Below are 24,770 nucleotides of genomic sequence, written 5' to 3'. Positions count from 1 at the left end.
AAAGCTAAAAAATTTTTTTTGCAATAACATTTCAATAATATAAACAAAAATTCTATATCACATAAATATAAATTGATAAAGCATTCAAGCTTTTTTATTATTCTTGTTCATCCATTTTATAATTGTTCCCATTATAGCTTTCCCAACATTTTATTGCAACTAAAAAAAACCATTAGAAAAAGCTTGAATCATTTAGATTACAAGCTTTTTCCTATCCCCTTATTTCTTATTATAAAGCTTACTTACAAACGCTATACCAGGTTGGTATAACCCATTAGTGTCTTATCCACCTCTCTTGCTACACTTCTTCCCTCTTTGATTGCCCAAACAACCAAAGACTGTCCTCTATGCATATCACCTGCAACAAATACTTTTTCAACATTTGTACGGAAGCTATTTTCAGCAGTTTTTACATTTGTTCTCTCGTTCAACACAAGCTTGAACGCCTGAGTCACATAGCTTTCTGCGCCCACAAAGCCTGCTGCAATCAATACCAAATCCACATCAATTGTTTTTTCACTTCCCTTTAGGGGAGCTAATATTATGGCTCCATTTTTATCATTCTTTTTCTCTAGCTTAATGATCTTCGCCTTTGTAACATTCCCATCCTTATCTAAAACAAACTCAGTTACCGTTGTTTCATAAATTCTTGGGTCATTTCCAAAAATAACAATAGATTCCTGCTGACCATAGTCAGTTTTTAAAACCTTAGGCCATTGGGGCCAACGATTATCGTCTTCCCTGTTAATAGAAGGTTTTGTCATCATCTCTAATTGCACCACACTTTTTGCTCCATGACGTATAGATGTGCCCACACAATCATTTCCGGTGTCGCCACCGCCAATTACCAATACTTTCTTTCCCCTAGCACTCATGTATTTCTCATCTTTTAAATTGCTATCCAACAGGCTTTTGGTAGTGGCTTTCAAGAAATCCACAGCAAAGTAAATTCCTTTTCCCTCACGACCAGGTACCTTAATATCACGAGGGTTCGAGGAACCACAGGCTAGAATCACGCTATCATACTCCTTAGTCAGCTTATCTGCTTTAATTGTATTCCCCACATCCGCATTGGTAACAAACTCAATTCCCTCTGCCTTCATGATGTTTATTCTACGGTCAATTACACTTTTTTCCAATTTCATATTGGGAATTCCATACATCATCAAACCCCCAATACGGTCATTGCGTTCGTAAACAACCACACTATGTCCTCTTTTATTTAGTTGATCCGCCGCTGCCAGACCAGATGGTCCGCTTCCTACAATTGCTATTTTTTTACCGGTTCTTACTTTTGGCGGATTGGGTTGGATAAAGCCTGAAGCATATCCATTTTCAATAATACCCCACTCATTATCCTTAATGGTTACCGGAGAATCATTTAAACCACAAGTGCAGGCTGCCTCGCAAGGTGCAGGACAAACACGACCTGTAAACTCCGGAAAATTATTTGTTTTTAGCAGCCTTCCCAAAGCCTGCTCTGGCTTTTGCAGATATATTAGATCATTCCACTCAGGTATTAAATTATTCAAAGGACACCCTGAAGTCATTCCTTTTATCATCATTCCACTCTGACAGAAGGGAACGCCGCAGTCCATACACCTAGCCGCCTGTTGGCGTTGCTGACTTCTTTCTAAATGCTGGTGAAAATCTTGAAAATTTTTAATTCTTTCTTTCGGGCTCACCTCACCACCAGCTTCTCTTTCATATTCCAAAAATCCTGTTGCTTTTCCCATGTTTAGTCCCCCCTGTCTTATTTATTTGAATAGAACGCATAAAATGCTTCGATTAACGCTTCATCACCACTCAGACCCTTTTCCTCCATACGAACAGTAGCTTTATGCATCTTATCGAAGTCATGAGGAAGAACTTTTTTAAATTTAGGCAAATAATCACTAAAGTCATTAATAATTTCCATGGCTTTTTTTGACCCAGTTGCTTTTACATGGTTTGTCAGCAATTCTTTTAGAAGGGTAACATCCTGTTTATGAACTACCTCCTCCAAAGAAACCAATTCCTTATTCACCTTAGTGTAAAAATCTCTATTTTCATCTAAAACATAGGCAACACCACCACTCATACCTGCAGCAAAGTTTTTGCCCGTATGTCCGATAATAACAGCAATGCCACCTGTCATATATTCACAACCATGATCCCCAACACCCTCAACAACAGCCCTAGCTCCAGAGTTTCGAACGCAGAAACGTTCCCCTGCCACACCGTTGATGTAGGCTTCACCATCGGTTGCACCATAGAGAGCAACATTGCCGATAATGATATTATCATCTTCCTTTAGTTTGCTTTTTTTCGGTGGACAGATGATTAGTTTACCTCCAGAAAGCCCTTTCCCAAAATAGTCGTTACTATCCCCCTCTAGCTGAAGAGTAAGTCCTTTTGGAATAAACGCACCAAAACTCTGACCTCCTGTACCATTACACCGAATGCGTAATGTGTCCCTTGCCAAACCCTCAGGATATCTCTTTGTAATTTCTGAACCCAAAATTGTACCGAAAGAACGATCTGTATTTTTTACATTCACTTCCAATGATGCCGGAGTCTTCGTTTCCATGGCATCTTTTAACTCCTTTAAAAGCAGCCTCATGTCTAATGTATTTTCCAGCTGAAAATCAAAAGTTTGTTTGGGATCAAAACAAAAATTCTGGCCTGGTTTAGCAAAAGGGTTATTAATGATTTTCGCTAATTCAACCTTTGTGGTTCTGGTTCTAGCGCCATGGCGAACCTTTAATAAATCACTACGACCAACCATCTCCGAAATAGTCCTAAATCCTAGTTTCGCCATGTATTCCCTCAACTCTTGGGCAATAAAATACATAAAATTGATTACATATTCTGGTTTCCCCTTAAACCTTTTTCTAAGTTCCGGGTTTTGAGTAGCCACCCCAACTGGGCAAGTATCCAGATTACAAACACGCATCATAACACACCCCATAGTTACCAGCGGAGCTGTGGCAAAACCACATTCCTCGGCTCCCAACAACATTGCAATGGCAACATCTCTACCACTCATCAACTTCCCGTCAGTCTCTAAAGTTACTTTGTTGCGCAGACCATTTCGAATTAAGGTTTGATGTGTTTCAGCCAATCCTAGCTCCCAAGGAATACCTGCATGCTGAATGGAGGTTCTGGGTGCTGCGCCTGTACCCCCATCATAGCCAGAAATTAATATAACTTGTGCACCTGCCTTTGCTACACCTGCGGCAATGGTACCAACACCTGCCTCAGAGCAGAGCTTAACAGAAATTCTTGCATCTCTGTTGGCATTTTTCAAATCATAGATTAGCTGTGCCAGATCCTCAATAGAATAAATATCGTGATGAGGCGGAGGGGATATCAAACCTACGCCGGGGGTGGAGTGTCTTGTTTTCGCAATCCAAGGGTATACCTTTTCTGCTGGAAGGTGTCCCCCCTCACCAGGTTTTGCACCCTGGGCCATTTTTATCTGAATTTCCTTAGCACTCATTAAGTAGCGGCTAGTAACGCCAAATCGGCCAGAAGCAACTTGCTTAATTGCAGAGCACCTACTGTCACCATTCGGATCTGACGTAAGGCGATCCACGCTTTCCCCACCTTCACCACTATTACTTTTACCGCCAATTCGATTCATAGCAATGGCAAGGGTTTCATGGGCTTCTCGACTGATAGAGCCATAGCTCATTGCCCCTGTTTTAAAACGCTTAACAATAGATTCCACACTTTCCACTTCTTCTATTGGAACAGGATTTTCTGCAAACTTAAAACCTATCAGCCCTCGTAGTGTTACCTTTGTTTCATCATTTACCAAGCGGGTATATTCTTTAAAAAGTTTGTAATCTCCGGTCCTTGTTGCTTCTTGTAAGAGATGAATTGTTTGGGGGTTATACAAATGTTTTGCCTTATTGCTTCTATACTTATGACTGCCTACGCTGTCTAACGTTAGGTCAGTATCCAATCCCAAGGGGTCGAATGCACTGTTATGCCACTCATGGAATTCTTTTTGAATATCATCCAGGTCAACGCCCTCAATCCTGCTTACTGTATTGGTAAAATATTTATCTACAACCTTAGAGTCAATACCCACAGCCTCAAAAATTTGTGCCCCCTGGTATGACTGGATGGTAGAAATGCCCATTTTTGATGCAATCTTAACTATTCCGTGTAAAATTGCTGAATTATAATCATTTACCGCTGCATAATAATCCTTATCCAAAATATCCTCATCAATCAAATTTGCAATGGTATCCTGTGCTAAGTAAGGATTCACGGCACACGCACCATATCCCAGTAAAGTTGCAAAGTGATGCACCTCTCTTGGTTCTGCTGTCTCTAAGACTAAAGCAACGCTGGTTTTCTTTTTTGTTTTAACCAAATATTTGCTCACTGCAGAAACTGCAAGCAAAGATGGAATAGGGACATGATTTTCATCCACATCCCTGTCTGATAAAATGATAATGTTAGCGCCATCCCTATAAGCTCTATCTACCTCCACAAATAGGCGGTCAAGAGCTCTTTCCAAATGGGTGTTTTTATAATAAGTAATTGGGATTACGGCAATTTTAAAGCCATCGATATTCATATCCTTTATCTTTAATAAGTCGGTATTGGTCAAAATAGGGTTATTCACACGAATAACTTTACAGTTTTCTGGATTTTCCTCCAAAAGATTACCTGCATCACCAATGTATACTGTGGTACTTGTTACAATTTCCTCTCGAATTGCATCAATCGGCGGGTTTGTAACCTGAGCAAACATCTGTTTAAAATAGTTAAACAAAGGCTTGTTTGTATCCGAAAGCACTGGCAGTGGCGTATCCGTACCCATAGATGCAATGGCTTCTTCTCCAGTCTTTGCCATAGGCAAAATTGCAGTCATTACTTCTTCATATGTATATCCAAAGGTTTTTTGCAGTTTAGTTAACTCATCCTTAGTATAGTGAGGTGTTTTTTTATTGGGGATAGAAATATCCTTTAGATGAACAAGATTCTTGTCAATCCACTCGCCATAGGGCTGGCGTGTTGCATAGTGCTCCTTCAAATCATCATCGTCAATAATCCTGCCTTTTGTCGTGTCTACCAGAAGCATTTTACCAGGGCGCAATCGATCCTTTTTTACGATTTTTTCAACAGGAATGTCTAAAACCCCAACTTCTGAGGCAAGGATTAATCTATCATCATCGGTAATGTAGTATCTAGAAGGCCTTAATCCATTTCGATCCAACACTGCGCCCATCACCTGACCATCAGAAAAGAGGATTGATGCCGGCCCATCCCATGGTTCAAGCATAGTTGCGTAATACTGATAAAAATCTCTTTTTGCCTGACTCATATTTTTATTATTGCTCCAAGGCTCAGGAATGGTAACCATAACCGCTAAGGGCAAATCCATGCCGCTCATAGCCAAAAATTCTAGTGTGTTATCCAGCATTGCACTATCTGAACCAGCCTGGTTAATAATTGGTAATACCTTATGCATCTCTCCTTTAAATACATCCGCTGCCATGGTTTCCTCACGGGCAAGCATGAGGTCAGAGTTGCCACGAATGGTATTGATTTCACCATTATGAAGAATATAACGGTTGGGATGGGCTCTATCCCAGCTTGGTGTAGTGTTTGTGCTAAAACGAGAATGAACCATACCAATGGCAGATTCATAGTCTTTGTCCTGCAAGTCTTTGAAAAATAATCTAAGTTGATTTACCAAGAACATCCCTTTATACACTATGGTGCGGCTAGATAAAGACACTACATACGAATTGTCATTGCTCTGTTCAAAAACTCGCCTTGCAACATAAACCTTACGTTCAAACTCCAAGCCTTTTTTTATATCTGCTTTTCGTTTCACAAAGCATTGCAGAATAAAAGGCATGCAGTCTAGAGCTTGCTTCCCTAAAATAGCTGCATTCGTTGGAACCTGCCTCCATCCTATAAACTCCAGATTTTCTTTTTCTACAATGATTTCAAACATTTTTTTTGCACGGTTTCTTTCTAGCTCACCTTGGGGTAAGAAAAACATACCAACTGCATAGTCGCCTTCTTCACCAATATCATAACCCAGCCTCTTTGCTTCTTTGGTAAAAAATCCATGGGAAATTTGCAAAAGGATCCCTACACCATCCCCTGTTTTCCCCTCACCATCTTTACCCGCTCTGTGTTCCAGGTTTTCTACAATTTTTAATGCATCTTCCACAGTCTGATGGCTCTTGATTCCTTTGATGTTTACAATTGCTCCAATCCCGCAGTTATCATGTTCAAAGTTTGGATCATATAACCCCTTCGGCTGGTTTAGCTGTTGATACAAATTATAACTCATTCCCCTCACTCCTTTCTGAAATGCACTACACCTTTAGCTAAATTTAAATTCTATATAACAGTTCAGACTCTCGAACTCCCCAAACGCATAAATAGTATTTTCCATCAGTCCTTCCCATAAAAAATATTATACCTTGCATTTTTGAGTAAAAAAAAAGCCCTTAAACAGGCAGACATCATGCTGTTTAAGAACTCCTTTGATCTTGGGGACAATTATAATCTATTTTTTTCCTCATTGCAATGCATGAAACTGGCATAGAATCTCTCGTTGTTGTTAATGAACAAAAATATGAACATTTGTGACGATTGAATCTAAACTTTTAATCAAATATATTGGAAAAATTATATATAATATTGAGTACATTAGTCAAAAATATATTCGTTTTTACAACCAAAGAGAAAAAAAACGATTGATAATTTTATTTGAATTCCATTGCAGATAGACATCTGTTTTTAATTCAAAAACACATAATTATCTTCTATTTCTCATTATATGGTTTTTTATGCTATATAAAAAACACTCCCTATACTGAATTGAACCCCTTTTGTTAGGCAAGAAAACTAACGAAAGTTTTTTTTATGTCAAGAAAATATACCTCAACTTTAAATGTAGAAATCGTTCAACTTTACTTGGAAGATAACCAAGGATTTGCATCTCTGGCAAGAGTATATCATGGGCTAGGTCAGATAAATTGAAAAAAACAAAGCCAAAAGAAAATAAAAAATAAATTATTCTTATCCCCTAACCTAGATATATAAATGAAATAATCAATTATAACATGGGTCAGGATCCCTTATTGAGATACTAATGGCTATGTTAGACAAAGCTATTGTGAAAATTTGTGTTCTCAAAACATATTTTCCATTCTGATTAAGGCTGTCCGTCTAACATCAAGCGTATCAAAAATACTTTTAAAAAAGATATTATTCAGGATATGCCACGAAAAAGAAGCTGTATCGAAAATTCAATGATAAAACTTCTTTGGATTGCTTCAGTCAGAGTTGTTATCTAACAAAATTTAGTTCAATACATGAATTTAAAGATGAACTAGAAAAATATAGAAGCTTTTAATTATCACAGAATCCAATGCAAATGAAAAGGACTGAGCCCTGTTCAATACAGAATTCTATCCTTATAGTAGCTTAATTATTTTGCCAAACATTTTGGAATCTGAGTATAATAATGGATGATTTTACAAATTTAAATTTTTACATTCACACTTTTTTCACATTCTTTGCGTCACTCCAGACATGATCTAAGCCGTAAAAATCTCTTTGTTCCTTGTTAAACAAATGCACCAAAAGATTGCCAAAATCTAACAAAATCCAGGTTGCAACACTATACCCTTCGGAATGATGCAACTTCACACCCTCCTGAAATAGTTTCTGCTCCACTTCATCTGCCATGGCTCTTAAATGGTTCACATTGCTACCACTTGCAATTACAAAGCAATCTGTAATATTGGATAAACCCTGTAAATCTAAAACCTTAATATCCTGTCCTAGCTTATCCTCTAATGCTTCCTGAGCAATCTTCGCCGCCTCCAATGCGTTCATATAGCTCCTCCTCAACAATCTTTATAATATTCTAATGCTTCTATGGAAAAAGGGTGCACTTCCCGTCCCCTTGATTTAACATATTCAATGGTTTGCTCTAAAATAAACTTCATTGCCATATCTAAGTCTAAGTATGCCAACCTTCTGGCTTCCTCAATCCCGTCAAATTTTTCCCTATTTGGCTCTATATAGTCAGCAATATAGATTATTTTTTCCAGTAAAGTCATATTTGCCCTTCCTGTTGTATGAAAGCGGATGGCTCCTATTATCTCCTCATCAGACACTAGATAGTCTCTTCTTGCAACCTCCGCCCCTAAAAAAGGATGAATTAAATCGGTTGCTTTTTTCATATACTCATCCACAGGAACTTTATACTCTTTACAAAAACGATCTCTAACCCCAATGGGAAAATCCTTTGCACAATCGTGAAGTAAGGCAGCAACCCGTGCCTTTTGTTTGTCTCCCTGTGTTCCGTAAATCTCTGCCAAACGTTCAGCCTCATCGGCAACTCCCATTGTGTGAATATATCTTTTGATTGATAATGCAGACTGTAATTTTTCCTGCATAACATCTAAATCCAACATAAATCTCACCTCGTTCTTTTCTACATCCTCATACAAACAAAACTTGTGGATATAGTCCTCCACCGCCTGAGGTAATAAATACTTAATTGGAGCCCCACGTTTTGCACGGTCTCTGATGTCCGAGGAAGAAATCGCCAATGCCGGCACCTCCATAAAGTGAATACGGCTTGCAAATTTCTCTCTAATTTCTCGTATATCACCAAATAAACTAGCTCTATCATATCCCGGTCTGGTAACTGCCACAAAATCACAAAGAGATAATAGCCTTTCTGGCTCTTTCCAGTGCATAATTTGGTGAATGGCATCTGCCCCAGTAATAAAATATAGCCTTACATCAGGCTGGCACATCTTTTTTAGCATCTCGATGGTATCTATAGTATAAGTTACACCAGGTCGGTCAATCTCAATTCTCGAGACTTCAAAATTTTCATTTCGCATAGTGGCCAAAACAGTCATCAAATAACGGTGTTCATTGTGGGTCACCTGCTCCTGTGTTTTATGTGCAGGTCTGCCAGTGGGAATAAATATAACCTTGTCCACATTAAAACGGTGGCGTACAGCCTCAGCCGTCACCAAATGCCCATTATGGATGGGGTCAAATGTTCCACCCATAATGGCAATGCTTTTGCAATTTTTGAATCCTGCTATTTCATTTCGCATAGGAACGCCTCTTTATCTTTTCTTATCCAACAGTATCAATCCAGCCAGCTTTTGCAATGCAAAGCCATAGTCGCCTGCAGTTTTTTTCGCTGCCATCCAAAGTAACCTAAGTCCATCCAAAATAACCTTCTTGGTCTCTTCATCTTCATCCTTCAAGGTTTGCAGGGTTCGGTACGCATTTAACGGAGACAAAACCACTTCTCCTTGCTCATCCGCATGGGTCATTGAAAGCAATTCAAATAAAGCATCCACAAACTTTTCTCTTTTTTCTGGTGTTAGGCTTTTTAACCAGCTTTTTAGGGTTTTATCCCAAAATTTACTTTCTATGGATACCGACTCCAAACGCACAAAATCTTTTCCCGATACCTCCCAAGAATAGGGATCATGCTGAAGCAAACCCTTTTCTCCACTTTTCACAACTGTATACCCACCTTGTCGGCTCATTAACATACCAATAATAGACGATTGAGGTACAAAAGAGTATATTTTGGGCACAATCTCCTTATATCCTTGAAAACGAAGCATTCCTTCTTGAAATCCGGGGCCATCATGGTTGTAGATACACAAAATACGATCCTTCACTTTTGAGGGAGCTACTGCTGACGCAAACACCGCCAAATTTCCACCTTTGGAATGTCCACCAATTCGCATATTCCCAGTCAAATTCGTTGCAACGTATAAAAGATATGCTGCAGCTGCAATTTGAGCTGGTACAAAGTCTAAAAAGCTCATATTGAAATCTTCTTTCCATCCAATAAGCGTTAGATCTGTTCCTCGATATGCAATAAAAAATGTGCCGTCTCCCAAAAGAATGGTGATGGCTGAAAATTGTGCTTCTTTTTCCAAATCAACCCTATCTACATAAAAGCATACTTCCATATTTTTAAACCGTAGGCTCTTGCCCATAAGTTGCAATAATACAACATCCTGAGGGTCTCGCATACGAAGTTTTTCCTGGGGTAAGTCTTTTACCCTCTGCGCCAATACTTCAATGGGCACAGGTGTAGCGCCATATTGCTCCATTACTTCTGTAAAAAAATGATAGGATAAACACGTTAAAATAAGCCCATCTACGTCTTGAAACGGAGATTGCTCTAACGTTAGATCCCCCCGCCAAAGCAGATAATCAAACACGTTAGTCACGAATATCCTCTCCCCCAAATATTACTTTTTTACTTTTGGAAGCTCAATTACCGGTTTGGTTTTTGACTGGCGGAACAAAACAAACTTATTCCCAATGACTTGAACAACTTCTGCCCCAGTTCTGCTGGCCAACATTTCTGCTGCTTCCCCAGCCCCCAACATATTATTATCCAACACACTAATCTTAATTAACTCTCTGGCCTCCAAAGCATTATGCACTGTGTCACGAAGTTCAGGTGTAACTCCGTTTTTCCCAACCTGAAAAATTGCATCAATTCCATTAGCCATGGAACGCAAATATGATCTTTGTTTACTCGTCAACATAAAATCCTCCAATTTTTTAATACCGCTCTATAATCCTTAACATCATAGCACACACCCACCTAATTTGCAATCTTGCCCCCGAAAAAACCCTGATTTGCCCTGTCTTTATACATCCTTTCCTTTTTTCAAAAAAATATTGTTCCCCGAAAACATTAGTGATAAAATGTAGTATACAAATAAAAACAGTAATGTTATAATGAGAACCTAGTATGACTTTTATACATTCTGTTCGTATTAACAAATGCCTATCAATAATACTGTTTGTTTTGTTAAAACAAATTAATACAATAATTGAAAATTTCTATTAAAATCAACTCACTTAGAGATAGGAGGAAAGCAAAATGGATTTTCAAATCGGTTCAAGACTTCGAGAACTGCGAAATAAGAAAAAATTAAGTATTGCAGAACTTTCTAAAGTTTCTGATGTGAGTACCGGTCTAATTAGCCAAATAGAGCGTGATTTGGTTGTTCCCTCCGTGGTAAGCCTTTGGCGCTTAGCCAGCGCTTTAGATACAAACATAAATTATTTTTTTGAAGAAAAACAGCAGGAAGATAGTATCCTTATCCGGCGGGGAGATCATAAAACAATCGTAACCCATCGGAACAACAGCTTTTATAAGTTGTTGTCCCCCACAAGAGCTGGTCATTTATTGGATATGACAGAAGTCCGTCTGAAATGCGGCTGTACCTATGAAAAGGATACGCTTTGCCATGAAGGCGAAGAATGCGGGTATGTGCTAAAAGGCACCTTAACCGTTCATCTGAATGGGAAAGATTATATTCTCTACGAAGGGGATAGTATTTATTTTAATAGCACACTCCCCCATAAATATATCAATAACTCCGATGAAGAATGTATATCTATTTGGGCAATGACACCCCCATTTTTTTAAACCAAAGGCATTCTGCAAAATTGCAGAGTGCCTTTTTTATTTTTATTTATACTTCAATCCCTTCCATTATAGCTAACCGTCAAAACACTTTTCCAATATACACCTATCTATATCTATAAAAAAGGCGAGCAAAATTTGCTCGCCTTTCTTTTGGGCTCTATTGACTCACTTCATAGAATCGTTTTATATTACCTTTTAAAAAGGTAGGGAAGCCATTTCACCTTTAACCAAGCACCTTGCGAATTAAGTTGAACCAGTTACCCCATGAGATCATTCCCAACTCTTTATCAGTAAACCCAGCTTTTTTCATTTTCACTAACATTTCAGGAACCTTAGAACAATCCTCGAGTCCTACGGTAAAGGAGGTTTCCTGGTCGCTATAACTCTTCATAGAATCTGTGGAGAGAAATTCAAAAAAGTCAAACCCAAAGCCAATATGCTCAACGCCAATTTTGTCTGCAATATAGGATGCGTGTTTCACCAAGTTATCCACATTTTGTCCTTTTAAATCTTCACAGACAAAGAGGTTAAAGGAGTTTAAGCCAACCAACCCCTTTGTATCTCTAATGGCCAGCAATTGGTCATCCGATAAGTTTCTTGCCGCAGGAACAAGAGCCTTGGCATTTGAGTGAGATGCTAAAATGGGGCCTTGGGCCACACTCATTACATCCCAGAAAGAGCGCTCATTTAAGTGAGAAACGTCCATGATCATATGTTTTTCCTGAATCATTTGTATAGCTCTTTTGCCAAGCGGTGTTACCCCTCTAGCAGGATCACCCTGTACACCTGTGGCTAAGGCATTTTGCTCATTCCATGTTAGCATAGCGTGACGCGCACCAAAATCGTAAAGTTTATGTATCTGATCTAGATCCTCCCCAATGCCTGAAAGACCTTCCATACCAAGTAAGATAAAAAACTTACCAGCTATTTGTGCAGCCTCAATTTCGGCCATACTATGTACCAAAACCGCTTCTTCACACTCTGCCATTTCATCTTTGGTTGCCTTCAAAATTTGTGCAAGTCTTTTCGATGGTTCTTTGTCATAGGGTGGATCAATCCAGATGACGAAACAGCCTCCCTCAATTCCGCCCTTGCGCAATCTAGTCAGGTGGTGATTCTTAATTACCTGCGTTTCCCCAAGCAGGCGTTTGATGGTGACATCCGTAAAGATGTCGGAATGTCCGTCAAAAATCATACTACTCCTCTTTTCGTCTCTTAAAAAACTCTCTTATGCTTATGCACCTAACAATTGACCGATAAAAGTACCAAAGTATGTACCAATTACATAACCCAAAGTACCAACCAACATGATAGGTCCAACCAATTTTACCCAACCTTTGGAGATTGCCATTGCTGCCGCTGTTGTAGGGCCACCAATGTTAGCATTGGATGCAAGGATAACTTCTTCCAAGTTGAATTTAAACAACTTACCAAAAATAAAGCAGAACAACATATTAATTACGACCATAATTAAGCAGAATACGAACAACATTGGTGCATTCTGAAGGATTTGACCAATAGATGCAGGAACGCCGATTACGAACAAGAATAAGTAAATCAAATATGTACCAATTTCCTGTGTGCCAGCAGTTTTACCTACATATTTTGAGCCAAAGGTTGCAACAAACATAGCAATTGTTGTCATGATCAAGTATTTGTTACCCAACAAACCGTTGATCATCGTTAATGCTGTGTTGCTTTTAGGAATAACTGTTCCGAAAATTTTTGCAATTTCGATGGAAACCCAAACAATGATTGCACTAATTGCAAAGTCAACAGCGATATCTCTTAAGGAAATAGGTTTTCTTTCCCAGTATGCAGCTGCTTGCGTCTTTGCTGCTTCATCAACGCCTGCACTTTCAACTTCATCCAAGTGAGGATGTTTGAAACCTTTACGGAAGAAACCAATGCTAGGAATTGCAATTAATACGAAGAAGTAGCAAGCCATTAAAAGGTTATCGGCTACTGTTGTAGCTGCAACAACTTCGCCAGGAATTTCAAAAGAACCTGCTAAAGTAGCAAAGTTAACACCACCACCGATGTATGAACCTGTCATCATGGCTGCAACGCCGGCTGCCTCTGGAACACTGTTTTGTAATAATTTGAAAGCAACAACCGCAGAACAAGCTGTACCCACAGAACCAATTAGAAAAATAATTAACAGTTTACCCGATTCTTTCCAAATCTTACGAATATCGCACTGTAGCAGCAACAGGGGGATAGCCAGTGGTACCACATAGCCCCAAATAATATCATCGAACCAAGGGGCATTTGTAGGAATAATTTTCAAGTTTGTTAACAGCAAAGCACCAATCAGCGCAATAATTGCACCTGAAAGTTTGGATGCCCAAGACCATGTCTGCTCTGCGTAAATAGAAAACGCAACCCAGCCACAAGTAATGGCCATAAGTGCCCACGTATTGTCAGCACTAATCAATGTTGTACCAGTCATAATATCTCCTCCTTTAAAAATAAAAATAATGTAAAAGTCCATGCTTACACTTTGGTTGCTGCTTAGCCAAAATGCAAACCTCGGATTCTTGAAATATTTTCAATATTTTGAAAATATTCAACATGTTGAATCCTTGTTCATATGTTAGCACCCTTTTCTTCCTCTGTCAATGACTCAAATAGAGAAACCTCCCTACTCAATTATATTTTTTTCTATTTGCTTTATGCAAATACACAATTTTGTGCGTTTTATACTGTAGACAAGTAAGCATATATGGCAAAATAAACAAAAAAACTACTCATATTTTTTACATATCGGAAATATCGTTTGTACTTTTTTAAATACAAAAGGCCATATCCAGATGACATGACCTTCACTATATTAAAAAAACTATGCTTTTTGTTTATCGTCAGGCAACCCTGCATAAATAAATCCAGTAGATGCATCCACCGATATTAATGCATCGTTGGGAATAAAATCCACTACCTTTGCATTACAAATGATTACAGGTATATCTAAGGCTCTACCAGCAATCTCTGCGTGACAATCATCGCTATGATCCATAGGACCCACGATAATGGCAGATGCCTTTTGGATATAAGGCATAAAATCGTTATCCGTAGCTGTAGCTACTAAAATATCGCCTTTTTGGAAGTTACGTTCCATATCCTCACGCATTTTAATGACTCTGGCTCTGCCACTTACTTTTTTTGATCCTACACCAATACCCTTACACAAAACATCGCCAACAATATCAACACGAAGGGTATTCGTTGCACCACTTACGCCAACAGGCATTCCTAGAGCTAACACAACGGTGTCGCCATTTTTCACTATTCCACTTGCCTGTGCAACCTCCATGCCTGTATCAAATACCTTACCCTGTTGCAACTTGGCCGTGTGCAACATGGGCTTACAACCCCAAACCAAGTTAAGCTGACGCCAAACTCTTCCCGTCATTGTTGCCGCAACAATTGGGCATACAGGCCTGTGCTTGGAAATCATTCTAGCTGTAAAGCCGGACTGTGTAATTGTACAAATGCAAGCTGTATTCAATTCAGCAGCTGTTGTACAAGCGGCAAAGCTAATGGCATTGGTAATATTGGTTCTGACACCATCAAACTGCCTTGTAAGCAACTTGCTATAATTAATACTGCTTTCAGTTTTTTCAGCGATACGAGCCATAGTTGCAACTGCCTCAATGGGGAAGCTGCCTGCCGCTGTTTCCCCAGAAAGCATTATGGCATCTGTGCCATCAAAAATAGCATTTGCAACGTCATTTGCCTCTGCTCTGGTTGGTCTAGGGCTATTTACCATGCTTTCCAACATCTGCGTAGCAGTAATCACCGGTTTGCTCCGCTTGTTTGCCTTGGCAATCAACTGCTTTTGAACCAAAGGAACTTCTTCCGGTGGAATTTCTACACCCAAATCACCTCTGGCAACCATAATACCATCGGAAACTTCCAAAATCTCATCTATACGGTCTACACCTTCTTGGTTTTCAATTTTAGAAATAATCTGAATGCCTTCTCCACCATTTTCTTCCAACACTTTTCTGATTCTGACTACGTCAGAAGCAGAACGAATGAAAGAGGCGGCAACTATATCAAATTCATTGGCAATGCCAAATTTCAAGTCCTCAATATCTTTTTCGGTCAATGCAGGCAAATTCACCTTTACACCAGGTAAGTTTACACCTTTTCTGGAGCCAACCTTACCACCATTTACTACAACACAACGCACCTCAGGTCCAACAATATTCTCAACTCTAAGCTCGATCAAACCATCATCAATCAAAACACGAGAGCCAACCTGTAAATCTTTAGGCAAATCCGAGTAGGTTACAGATACAATATCCTTTGTACCTTCAATATCTTCTGTAGTTAAAGTGAATTTGTCTCCTGCCTCTAAAACGATCTTACCTTCGGCAAAGGTTTTGATACGAATTTCAGGGCCTTTTGTATCTAAGATTAAGGGAATAGGCGCACCCAATTCCTCTCTCGCCTGTTTTAGCTTTTTAATCATTTCCCCATGGGATTCATAAGTTCCATGAGAAAAGTTTACGCGGGCAGCATCCAACCCATTCTGAATTAATTTTTTCATAGTTTCAACACTGTCTGTTGCTGGTCCCAGTGTGCAAACGATTTTTGTCCTGCGCATTGCAGTACCTCCTCTTTTTTATTCATTTTATCTATTGCCAAAAGTTTAAAAACTTTTATACAAGCAAAGTATCTAAAAATTCCGAAAAATTTCTGAATGTTAAATCATCGTCATCTTGCATAAAGGATTATCGCAATTTGAATTGACATCGGCATTGTTATGCTGGGTTCTCCCTAACACATTTGTTATATAGCAAGCATTTTGATTACGTCATACATTTCTTTATCCAGAGTTTTCTCCATCCCCAAAGATTCCTCTAAATCAATGATCTCATATCTTCCCCTATTAAAGGATATAACCTGGTTTTCTTTACCCTCCATAATGGCTTTTACGGCATGATAGCCCATCATGGAGGCATGCATACGGTCCACTGCTGTTGGGCTGCCGCCTCTTTGCAAATGACCAAGAATGGTTGCTCTGGTTTGGATACCGGTAATATCCTGAATATCTTTTGCAAGCTGCTGTGTTCCCCCAACACCTTCTGCAACTACAATTAAGTTGTGTCGTTTCCCAACACTTCTGTTTGCTAAAATCTGCTGAATGACTTTTTGACTATCAATGATGTCCTTAGCCTCAGGGAACATAACATCCTCTGCACCACCAACCATACCACACCATACAGCAATATAGCCAGCATCACGGCCCATAACTTCAACTACGGAACAGCGCTCATGAGAGCTTGATGTATCTCTAAGTTTATTTAAAGCATCCATCCCCGTATTTACCGCTGTGTCAAAACCAATGGTATACTCGGTGCTGTTCATATCCAAGTCTATTGTGGCAGGGATACCAATGCAGTTAACCCCAAGCTTTGCTAACTCTGCCATCCCCCTGTAAGAACCATCGCCTCCAATTACAACTAAGGCATCTAAACCCAAAATTTTGTAAATGGCAGCTGCTTTATTTTTGCCTTCCTCTGTCATCATCTCTGGACAACGAGCAGTGTGCAAAATTGTGCCACCAAGGTTCATCACATTTGATACATCTTTACTATGCATCTCTTTGATTTCACCGTTTATTAGGCCATTATAACCCTTACGAATTCCAATTACCTGAATATCATGGTAAATAGCAGTTCTTACAACAGCACGAATGGCTGCATTCATGCCGGGTGCATCGCCACCACTGGTCAAAACCCCAATTTTCTTTATTTTTTTCACTCCCATGACCCATTCCTCCTATCCAATAAAAAATAATTCGTATTTTGCAATTTGAAAATACTCATAACGGATGGTAATACAATATTTTTTCTGTCCTCAATTGCCTACTCATAACTTTTAAGTAAGCATATTGCAAGAAAGTAACTGTTAAAATCCGTTATGCTATTCCTTCTCTGGTTTTTCAGCTAAAATCATGCCAAACTGTGTATAAATTTCTGCTTGGCCTCTTACTTTAATCGCTGAGGTGTTGGACGTAAACTGGGCAATCAGAACTTCGCCCTGATCCAGTTTCTCCGTATGGTGAATTTTCGTAACTTCTCCACGGGTTACCCCGATTATGCTTACACCCTTTTCTAACGCTTTCACGCAGATATAAGGTGTATTTTCCATACTTTTGTCATCCATACGCCATCTCCTCCTAAATATCCTTAGCCACTACATTGGCTTCCCCCAGCAAAAGCTTTAACTCCTGCTGCAAGTCCAAGGAGCCGTTAACCCAATATTTTCTTTCGGCCTTCATCTTTCGCTTTGTTTTTTCTTGATAAATAAAAACTGGGGTATTCCCTTTATGTTGCAATAATACCGCAATAATTTGGGGCAAAGGCACCTCATTTTCTTCTGCAATTTTCAGCCACAAAGACGTCGGCTTCGCCTCCTCCTCCAATTGTAATAATTGAATTTGAGATGCTATGATTTTTGCTTCCCCATCCGCCGATACACTTGCACGGCCTTTTATCAGAATTACCGTTTCTTCCTGAAAAAGGTCGTGATACTGCTGATAAACCTTGGGGAAAACAACAACTTCCATGGTGCCTTGAAAATCTTCCAAAGTGAGGAAGGCCATCTTGTCGTTGTTTCTTGTATATTTCACCGAAACAGCTGCAATCATACCGCCCACAATAACCTTTGTTTCTTCCTCCACCTGATGTCTGTCGTCCCCTTCTTCAACAGGAAGAAAATCAATACTACTATGGCTGGTTTTTGTTCTCAGTTTAATGGCATACTCCGTCAAAGGGTGTCCGCTCACATAAACCCCCAAAACTTCTTTTTCCATAGCCAATTTTTCCCTAGATGCATACTCCTCCACCTTTGGCAAATCATCTTGAGGTGTATAACTTTCTTCCCCCATATCTATGTCAAACAAATTCATTTGCCCTGCTATGTTATTCTTTCTTGCTTGCCCAATTCCATCCAAAATACTTTTGTAAATCGCCATGTACTGGCTTCTGGCGCCACCTAAAGAGTCCATGGCACCAGCTTTTATTAAGCTTTCAATACTGCGCTTGTTAATCTCACCTGTTTCCATGCGATTGCAAAAGTCTGTCATAGATTGAAATAAGCCATTTTCCCTCCGTTCCGTAACCAATGTGTTTACTACGCCTCTACCTACATTTTTAATTGCCGCAAGGCCAAAACGTATTTTTCCATCAGAAACGGAAAAATGTCCGTAGCCTTCATTAATGTCTGGTGGTAACAAGGATATCCCCATTTTTTTACACTCTTCAATATAGCCCGAAACTTTGCTGGCATTATCCATAACACTTGTCATCAATGCGGCCATAAACTCTACAGGATAGTGAGCCTTTAGCCAGGCGGTTTGATAACCAACCACAGCATAGCAAGCCGCATGGCTCTTATTGAAGGCATACTTTGCGAAATCTGTCATTTCATCAAAAATTTTTTCCGCTATTTCTGCAGGAATTCCATTTGCCACACAACCAGGCACCTCTTTGCCAACACCGTAAACGAAGTTGTTTCTCTCCTCTGCCATGACAGAGGCCTTCTTTTTGCTCATGGCACGACGTACTAGGTCGCTTCGGCCAAGACTATATCCTGCTAAATCACGAACTATTTGCATGACCTGCTCTTGATATACGATACAGCCATAGGTGTTTTGCAAAATAGGAATTAGACTCTCATGAGTGTACTGTATGTTCTGAGGATTATTTTTTCCTTTTACATATTTAGGTATAAAATCCATAGGACCAGGACGATAAAGAGAAATACCAGCAATCAAATCTTCCAAGCGCTTGGGTTGAAGTTCACGCATAAACTGCTTCATACCGGCACTTTCCAACTGAAACACACCTTCTGTTTTACCTTGGCTAATGAGCTGATATACTTCAATATCATCATCAGGGATGGTGTCAATATCTATTTTAATACCATGGATACGTTCCACTTCCTGTACTGCATTCTGTATAACCGTTAAGGTGCGTAGACCCAAGAAATCCATTTTCAAAATACCCAATTCTTCCAATAATGTCATGGTATACTGGGTATTGACCTGCCCATCATTGGCACTCAAAGGCACGTATTCCATTACGGGCTCTTTACAAATAACAACCCCTGCTGCATGGGTAGATGAATGCCTTGGCAACCCTTCTAATCTTAAGGATGTGTCAATCAAGCGATGGGTGTCCTCCTCCGTTTCATAGGCTTTTTGTAAATCCGGATTCATTGCCAAAGCTTTTTTTATTGTAATCCCCAACTCTGTAGGAATCATTTTCGAAATGCGATCTACATCCGCATAGGGCATAGCCAACGCTCGCCCCACATCCTTAATGGCCGCCCTAGCCGCCATAGTCCCAAATGTTATAATTTGGGCCACATGATCTTCACCATATTTACGAATTACATAGTCAATTACCTCCTGACGACGCTCGTAGCAAAAGTCAATGTCAATATCTGGCATGCTAACACGCTCAGGGTTTAAGAATCGCTCAAAAATCAAATCATATTTTAAAGGATCAATGGTAGTAATCGATAGGCAGTATGATACCATACTGCCCGCAGCCGAACCACGACCAGGTCCAACAATAATACCATTATCCTTAGCATATTTAATAAAGTCCCAAACGATTAGGAAATAGTCCACATATCCCATATTTTCAATGGTTGTCAACTCATATTCCAAACGTTGTTTCCATTCGGCTTTTGCCTGAGGATATTTTTCCCTAAAACCTGCCTCACAAACTTCCCTTAAATACTGTTGGGCAGTTTTTCCTTGTGGTACATCAAACCGGGGAAGCTTTAATTCATGAAAACAAAAGGATACATTGCACCTTTGGGCAATTTTGGCTGTGTTTTCCAATGCAGTTGGCGCATAAGAAAATAAATCATACATCTCCTCAGGGCTTTTCACATAAAACTGTCCACCCTCATAACGCATTCTATCCTCATCCAAAACAGTTTTCCCTGTCTGAATGCATAATAAAATATCATGGGGTTCTGCATCTTCTTTGTAAATATAATGGCTATCATTCGTGGCAATCAAGGGGATTCCCGTTTCTTCACTCATACGCACCAATGCCATATTTACCTGTTTTTGTTCCCTCATGCCATGGTCTTGCAATTCAAGAAAAAAATTGCCCTCACCAAATATATCTAAATATTCTAATGCAGCATCTTTTGCCTCGTCATAGGAAACAGTTAAAATATTTCTCGCTACTTCCCCAGCTAAACAAGCACTTGAAGCAATAATTCCCTTGTGGTACTTTCTCAAAAGTTCTTTATCTACCCTAGGCTTATAATAAAAACCATCAATGAAACCGTATGACACTAACTTAATTAAATTTTGATAGCCTTCATTGTTTTCTGCCAAAAGTACAAGGTGGTAATATCCACCACCTTTTCCATCTTTCGTCAAACGAGACGCAGCTGCAACATAAACCTCACACCCTATGATGGGCTTAACCCCTGCATCTAAAGCGGCTTTATAAAATTCTACAGCACCAAACATAGCCCCATGATCCGTTATGGCGATGCTATCCATCCCAAGCTCCTTGGTACGTTGTACTAGCTCCTTAATTTTTGCTGAGCCATCTAATAGACTATATTCTGTATGAACATGCAGGTGCGCAAAGGGCTTTGATTGACCTGTAGTTTCTGTAAAATCCATTTTGCACCTCCTTAATTCTGACTTTTAACCATGCAAAGAGCTCTAACCCTTACCACAAAAAGGGAATTCCTCTTCATTTATTTTTTTATAGGTGTAAACCTTAATAGTCCATACCCCATAAACACATATTATTTCTAATGATACTACTTTGTGGTACAGAATAATTATATCATATTTTTACCATATAAAAAAGAGGTAAATTATTTTTCGTCCCACCGGGACATAATTGACCCAATGTCCACTTTATCTTGACTACCCTAAAGTGTATCTAAGTAGTATTCCTCAAAACTATAATTTCTCTTTGTAAAATATACAATCATCTTTTTGAAAATCCTATATAAAATATACCCCTAGTCAGCTTAAAAATATTGCTTTGCAATTTTCCCAAATAAAGTATCTATACTTTAACACATCCAAGATTAATGTAACATATACATCTGTAAAATACCCTATCTTTTCTTTCAAAAAAAAGCGTACCTAAATATTAGGTACGCTTTTTTTATGCTTATTCGTATCTTAGGGCCTCTACAGGATCCTTTTTGGCTGCTTTTTTGGCAGGATAAAGACCAAAGCCCAAACCAACCATAGCTGAAAAAGCCACAGCAATTATTACCACCGTAGGCTTTACAACAACGCCAACGCCTACTGCCATTCCACCAATGGCAACAATGGAAATCCCCAAAATGGTACCAATCATGCCACCTGCCACAGAAATGGCTGCAGCCTCAATTAAAAATTGGATCATAATATCTTTGGTTCTTGCACCAAGCGCTTTTCTAATACCAATTTCCCTTGTTCTTTCCGTTACAGAAACTAACATAATATTCATAATGCCAATACCACCTACAACTAAGGAAATTGCGGCAATGGCACCAACAACTGCGGATAGTGAACCTAACATCTTGTCAATACTACCCATTTCCTCCATCAACGAAAAACATTTAACATTTTCTATATCCTGATTTTTCATTCTAGCAATATACGACTGAATACGCCCTTGCAATTGTTGCATATCTTTTTCCTTGTTCATACTAAAGTATATTGTCCATTGTGCATTGTTTTCATTTAGCATAATACTTTCCGGAACATATGCACTTGCAAAAGACCCACCGCTCATCAATTTCATTAACGCTGAATCCGTATTTTGATAAACACCGATAACCAATAGTTCTTCCCCCTGATTATTAATGGTTGTTCTCAAAGTTTTACCCACAGCATTCTCTTTTCCAAAAATATTTAATGCCGTCCCACTTTCTATTATGACGAATTTCTTCTTATCAATAATATCTTTATCATTTAGCATACGCCCATAAATGATTTTTGGATTTTTCAGCTCTGTGGGATTTTCTGCCAAGCCCGTTAAAGAAACCTTTTCCGTCTTTCTACCCGCTTTTAACTCTGCTCTCTCAGAACTTTGAAAACCTACATAAGTAATATCTCCATCCATAGCTTCCTTTAACTGTTCCGCATCATCTTTTGTAAACAGTTGTTCTTCTGAGTAGTAATCATCTGGGGACATAATATATGCATATGCCAAGCCCGTACCAAAGTTCTCATACTCACTGGCAACTACACTACGCATAGTGTCACCCAGAGAAACAATGGCAATCACAGAGCTGATACCAATAATCATGCCTAGCATGGTCAAAAAGGATCTCATTTTGTTGGCACGTATAGAGAACATGGCCAACTTAATATTTTCAAATAACATCCTCTTTCACCACCTTCTCATCGCTTACAATCTGTCCATCCTGGAATCGTATAATTCTTTTCGTACACTGGGCAATATCTTCTTCGTGGGTAACAACAACAACAGTGGCTCCCTCATCATTTAGTTTGGTGAAAAAATCCATAATTTCATGGGATGAACGGGTATCCAGGTTACCCGTAGGTTCATCAGCAAGAATTAGTGCAGGATCATTTGCTAACGACCTGGCTATTGCAACCCTTTGTTTTTGCCCACCAGAAAGCTCGTTAGGCAAGTGATGGATTCTATCCTTCAACCCCACCTTTTCCAGCAAAGATGTTGCTTTTATTTTTCTTTCTTCCCCTTTCATCCCGCCGTAAATCATAGGTATTTCAACATTTTTTAAGGCAGATGTTCTGGGAATCAACTGAAATGCTTGAAAAACAAAGCCAATCTTTTTATTTCTAATTCTTGAGAGGTCATCCTCTCCTTGGTCTACAATGGGAATACCGTCTAGTAAGTAAGTTCCCTCAAAATGCCTATCCATGCAGCCTAGGATATTCATTAAAGTAGATTTTCCCGATCCCGACTGACCCATAATTGCAACATATTCCCCTTCTGTTATAGAAAGAGATACGTTTTGTAACGCATGCACCTGAATTGCACCTGTATCATAAATTTTATTTAAATTTTCTATTTTAATAATCTCCTTCATAACCCACCTCCTACTGAGGAATAACGGTCATTCCTTCCGTCAGCTCAAGGCTGGGGTTCAGAATAATCTGCTGGCCCTCGGTTAATTCGCCTTCCTTAATTTCGATCAGAAGGTCTGTTTCTAACCCTACTGTAACAGGCACAATATGTACTGTGTTATCTTCTTTCACAGTATACACTACGGTAGAACCATCTTCCAGCTCACTAACGGCTTCATATGGAACACTTATGGCCTGTTCCGCCTTGGCAATATAAATCGTGGCCTTTGCCGTAATCCCTGCAATGAGCTTATCATTTGTTCCAAGCACTTCTATATAAACAGGTATGATTCTATCATTTGAATTTGAATCTTTACTTTCTCCTGTTGGAGAAATACGGGATACAATACCCTCTACAATTTCACCACTCAAAATATCAGCTGTAATATCTACCTTCTGGCCAACCTGAACCTTTGATATGTCTGTTTCATTCACTAATACCTTCATCTGTAACTTATCAATATTTTCAATGACAAACATAGGTTTATCATTCTCTGTATCATCGGCAAAACGACCAACTTTTGTATTAACTCTAGTCACCGTCCCATCAATCATACTACGGATTTCGCAATCTTCCAAAGTCTTTGCTTCAACGCTCACTTTACGTTTTGCATTGTCCATAGTCTGTCTTTCTGACTCCGATAAAATAGCAACTCCATCCTTAACAGGAATATTGTCTAACTTTCTTTTAGCCTCATCCAGTTCACTTTGGCTAGATGCCCCAATCTCAAATAAGCCCTTCAAATCATCATATTCTTTTTTCGCCTTTTTGTACTCCACCTGCCTGTCCTCAAGCACCTCTTTTTGCTGCATTTCCAATAATGTCAGCTCACCTTTGCTAATACTAATTTGTTCTGTAATGTCAGAACTATCTAGCATGGCCAATAATTGACCTTTCTTAACCTTATCTCCTTCTTTTACCAATAATTGTTTTACTTCGTAATGCCTCTTCGAAACAACCTCTGTACTTTCAGTACCTTCTAGAACAGCCTTTAATTTCAACACTTCTTCTACATCCTGTTTTTCTACAAAAGAGGTACTCACCATCGTTCCCTCAGGCACCTTGTTCCCCCCTAGAACAACTTTTACACCAATAGCTATTACAATCAAACCCGCAACAGCTATTAAAACTTTTTTCTTTTTTGATAAAGCCATATCATTTCCTCCTCGGTTTTTTTCATATGTATCTAT

At 39.2% G+C, this 24,770-nt stretch carries 16 protein-coding genes; 1 reads left to right on the top strand and 15 read right to left on the bottom strand.

Translation table 11 applies throughout. The features are described 5' to 3' along the window. Window positions 1–251: 251 nt before the first annotated feature. The 6 genes from ABVZ64_RS06350 to yhbY form a co-directional block, all read right to left on the bottom strand. Window positions 252–1,736, bottom strand: coding sequence for a glutamate synthase subunit beta (locus ABVZ64_RS06350; RefSeq protein ID WP_352400192.1), 1,485 nt, complete (start codon window positions 1,734–1,736; stop codon window positions 252–254). Between the two features lie 17 nt (window positions 1,737–1,753). Continuing rightward, complete coding sequence (gene gltB, locus ABVZ64_RS06345) at window positions 1,754–6,307, bottom strand: glutamate synthase large subunit (RefSeq protein WP_352400191.1); 4,554 nt, start codon at window positions 6,305–6,307, stop codon at window positions 1,754–1,756. A gap of 1,214 nt (window positions 6,308–7,521) precedes the next feature. Continuing rightward, entirely contained in the window at window positions 7,522–7,863 is a 342-nt protein-coding gene (gene rsfS, locus ABVZ64_RS06340; protein WP_352400190.1) for a ribosome silencing factor, read from the bottom strand. Between the two features lie 11 nt (window positions 7,864–7,874). Beyond that, the gene (nadD, locus tag ABVZ64_RS06335; RefSeq protein ID WP_352400189.1) at window positions 7,875–9,107 is read right to left on the bottom strand and encodes a nicotinate-nucleotide adenylyltransferase; all 1,233 of its coding nucleotides are present in this window, start codon (window positions 9,105–9,107) and stop codon (window positions 7,875–7,877) included. Between the two features lie 12 nt (window positions 9,108–9,119). Next, window positions 9,120–10,250 carry an Mbeg1-like protein gene (locus ABVZ64_RS06330; protein ID WP_352400188.1) on the bottom strand — a complete coding sequence of 377 codons (1,131 nt, stop codon included), beginning with the start codon at window positions 10,248–10,250 and terminating at the stop codon, window positions 9,120–9,122. A 21-nt stretch (window positions 10,251–10,271) separates the two neighbouring features. Then, window positions 10,272–10,574 carry a ribosome assembly RNA-binding protein YhbY gene (yhbY, locus tag ABVZ64_RS06325; protein ID WP_502892582.1) on the bottom strand — a complete coding sequence of 101 codons (303 nt, stop codon included), beginning with the start codon at window positions 10,572–10,574 and terminating at the stop codon, window positions 10,272–10,274. Window positions 10,575–10,915: 341 nt separating this feature from the next. On the opposite strand from yhbY, the gene ABVZ64_RS06320 reads away from it, so the two are divergent. After that, window positions 10,916–11,467, top strand: coding sequence for a cupin domain-containing protein (locus ABVZ64_RS06320; protein WP_352400187.1), 552 nt, complete (start codon window positions 10,916–10,918; stop codon window positions 11,465–11,467). A 223-nt stretch (window positions 11,468–11,690) separates the two neighbouring features. Here ABVZ64_RS06320 and ABVZ64_RS06315 read toward each other — a convergent pair whose 3' ends face one another. The 9 genes from ABVZ64_RS06315 to ABVZ64_RS06275 form a co-directional block, all read right to left on the bottom strand. Beyond that, window positions 11,691–12,662, bottom strand: a complete 972-nt coding sequence (locus tag ABVZ64_RS06315; RefSeq protein WP_352400186.1) for a dipeptidase — start codon at window positions 12,660–12,662, stop codon at window positions 11,691–11,693. A gap of 39 nt (window positions 12,663–12,701) precedes the next feature. Beyond that, on the bottom strand, window positions 12,702–13,919 hold the full coding sequence (locus ABVZ64_RS06310; RefSeq protein ID WP_352400185.1) for a DUF819 family protein: 1,218 nt from the start codon (window positions 13,917–13,919) through the stop codon (window positions 12,702–12,704). Between the two features lie 390 nt (window positions 13,920–14,309). Continuing rightward, entirely contained in the window at window positions 14,310–16,079 is a 1,770-nt protein-coding gene (gene pyk, locus ABVZ64_RS06305) for a pyruvate kinase (protein WP_352400184.1), read from the bottom strand. A 185-nt stretch (window positions 16,080–16,264) separates the two neighbouring features. Next, a complete protein-coding gene (gene pfkA, locus ABVZ64_RS06300; RefSeq protein ID WP_352400183.1) occupies window positions 16,265–17,245 on the bottom strand; it encodes a 6-phosphofructokinase in 981 nt (326 codons plus the stop codon). A gap of 156 nt (window positions 17,246–17,401) precedes the next feature. Next, window positions 17,402–17,644 (bottom strand): trp RNA-binding attenuation protein MtrB, encoded by a 243-nt coding sequence (mtrB, locus tag ABVZ64_RS06295; RefSeq protein ID WP_352400182.1) that lies wholly within the window; start codon window positions 17,642–17,644, stop codon window positions 17,402–17,404. 13 nt (window positions 17,645–17,657) lie between these two features. Further along, window positions 17,658–21,140 carry a DNA polymerase III subunit alpha gene (locus ABVZ64_RS06290; protein WP_352400181.1) on the bottom strand — a complete coding sequence of 1,161 codons (3,483 nt, stop codon included), beginning with the start codon at window positions 21,138–21,140 and terminating at the stop codon, window positions 17,658–17,660. 505 nt (window positions 21,141–21,645) lie between these two features. Continuing rightward, on the bottom strand, window positions 21,646–22,851 hold the full coding sequence (locus ABVZ64_RS06285) for an ABC transporter permease (RefSeq protein WP_352400180.1): 1,206 nt from the start codon (window positions 22,849–22,851) through the stop codon (window positions 21,646–21,648). After that, window positions 22,841–23,542 (bottom strand): ABC transporter ATP-binding protein, encoded by a 702-nt coding sequence (locus ABVZ64_RS06280; protein WP_352400179.1) that lies wholly within the window; start codon window positions 23,540–23,542, stop codon window positions 22,841–22,843. The genes ABVZ64_RS06285 and ABVZ64_RS06280 overlap by 11 nt, the downstream gene beginning before the upstream one ends. Before the next feature lie 10 nt (window positions 23,543–23,552). Beyond that, on the bottom strand, window positions 23,553–24,734 hold the full coding sequence (locus ABVZ64_RS06275; protein WP_352400178.1) for an efflux RND transporter periplasmic adaptor subunit: 1,182 nt from the start codon (window positions 24,732–24,734) through the stop codon (window positions 23,553–23,555). Window positions 24,735–24,770: the final 36 nt, after the last annotated feature.

Source organism: Anaerotignum sp. (assembly GCF_040307045.1).
In the GTDB taxonomy this organism is placed as follows: domain Bacteria; phylum Bacillota; class Clostridia; order Lachnospirales; family Anaerotignaceae; genus Chakrabartyella.
The sequence above is the reverse complement of the archived record's forward strand: the minus strand, read 5'-3'. Positions and strand labels throughout refer to the sequence as shown.

Coding starts and splice junctions, on each gene's coding strand:
- ABVZ64_RS06350 (WP_352400192.1), bottom strand. CDS start 1,736: ATGGGAAAAGCAACAGGATTTTTGGAATATGAAAGAGAAGCTGGTGGT.
- gltB (WP_352400191.1), bottom strand. CDS start 6,307: ATGAGTTATAATTTGTATCAACAGCTAAACCAGCCGAAGGGGTTATAT.
- rsfS (WP_352400190.1), bottom strand. CDS start 7,863: ATGAACGCATTGGAGGCGGCGAAGATTGCTCAGGAAGCATTAGAGGAT.
- nadD (WP_352400189.1), bottom strand. CDS start 9,107: ATGCGAAATGAAATAGCAGGATTCAAAAATTGCAAAAGCATTGCCATT.
- yhbY (WP_502892582.1), bottom strand. CDS start 10,574: ATGTTGACGAGTAAACAAAGATCATATTTGCGTTCCATGGCTAATGGA.
- ABVZ64_RS06320 (WP_352400187.1), top strand. CDS start 10,916: ATGGATTTTCAAATCGGTTCAAGACTTCGAGAACTGCGAAATAAGAAA.
- ABVZ64_RS06315 (WP_352400186.1), bottom strand. CDS start 12,662: ATGATTTTTGACGGACATTCCGACATCTTTACGGATGTCACCATCAAA.
- ABVZ64_RS06310 (WP_352400185.1), bottom strand. CDS start 13,919: ATGACTGGTACAACATTGATTAGTGCTGACAATACGTGGGCACTTATG.
- pyk (WP_352400184.1), bottom strand. CDS start 16,079: ATGCGCAGGACAAAAATCGTTTGCACACTGGGACCAGCAACAGACAGT.
- pfkA (WP_352400183.1), bottom strand. CDS start 17,245: ATGGGAGTGAAAAAAATAAAGAAAATTGGGGTTTTGACCAGTGGTGGC.
- mtrB (WP_352400182.1), bottom strand. CDS start 17,644: ATGGATGACAAAAGTATGGAAAATACACCTTATATCTGCGTGAAAGCG.
- ABVZ64_RS06290 (WP_352400181.1), bottom strand. CDS start 21,140: ATGGATTTTACAGAAACTACAGGTCAATCAAAGCCCTTTGCGCACCTG.
- ABVZ64_RS06285 (WP_352400180.1), bottom strand. CDS start 22,851: ATGTTATTTGAAAATATTAAGTTGGCCATGTTCTCTATACGTGCCAAC.
- ABVZ64_RS06280 (WP_352400179.1), bottom strand. CDS start 23,542: ATGAAGGAGATTATTAAAATAGAAAATTTAAATAAAATTTATGATACA.
- ABVZ64_RS06275 (WP_352400178.1), bottom strand. CDS start 24,734: ATGGCTTTATCAAAAAAGAAAAAAGTTTTAATAGCTGTTGCGGGTTTG.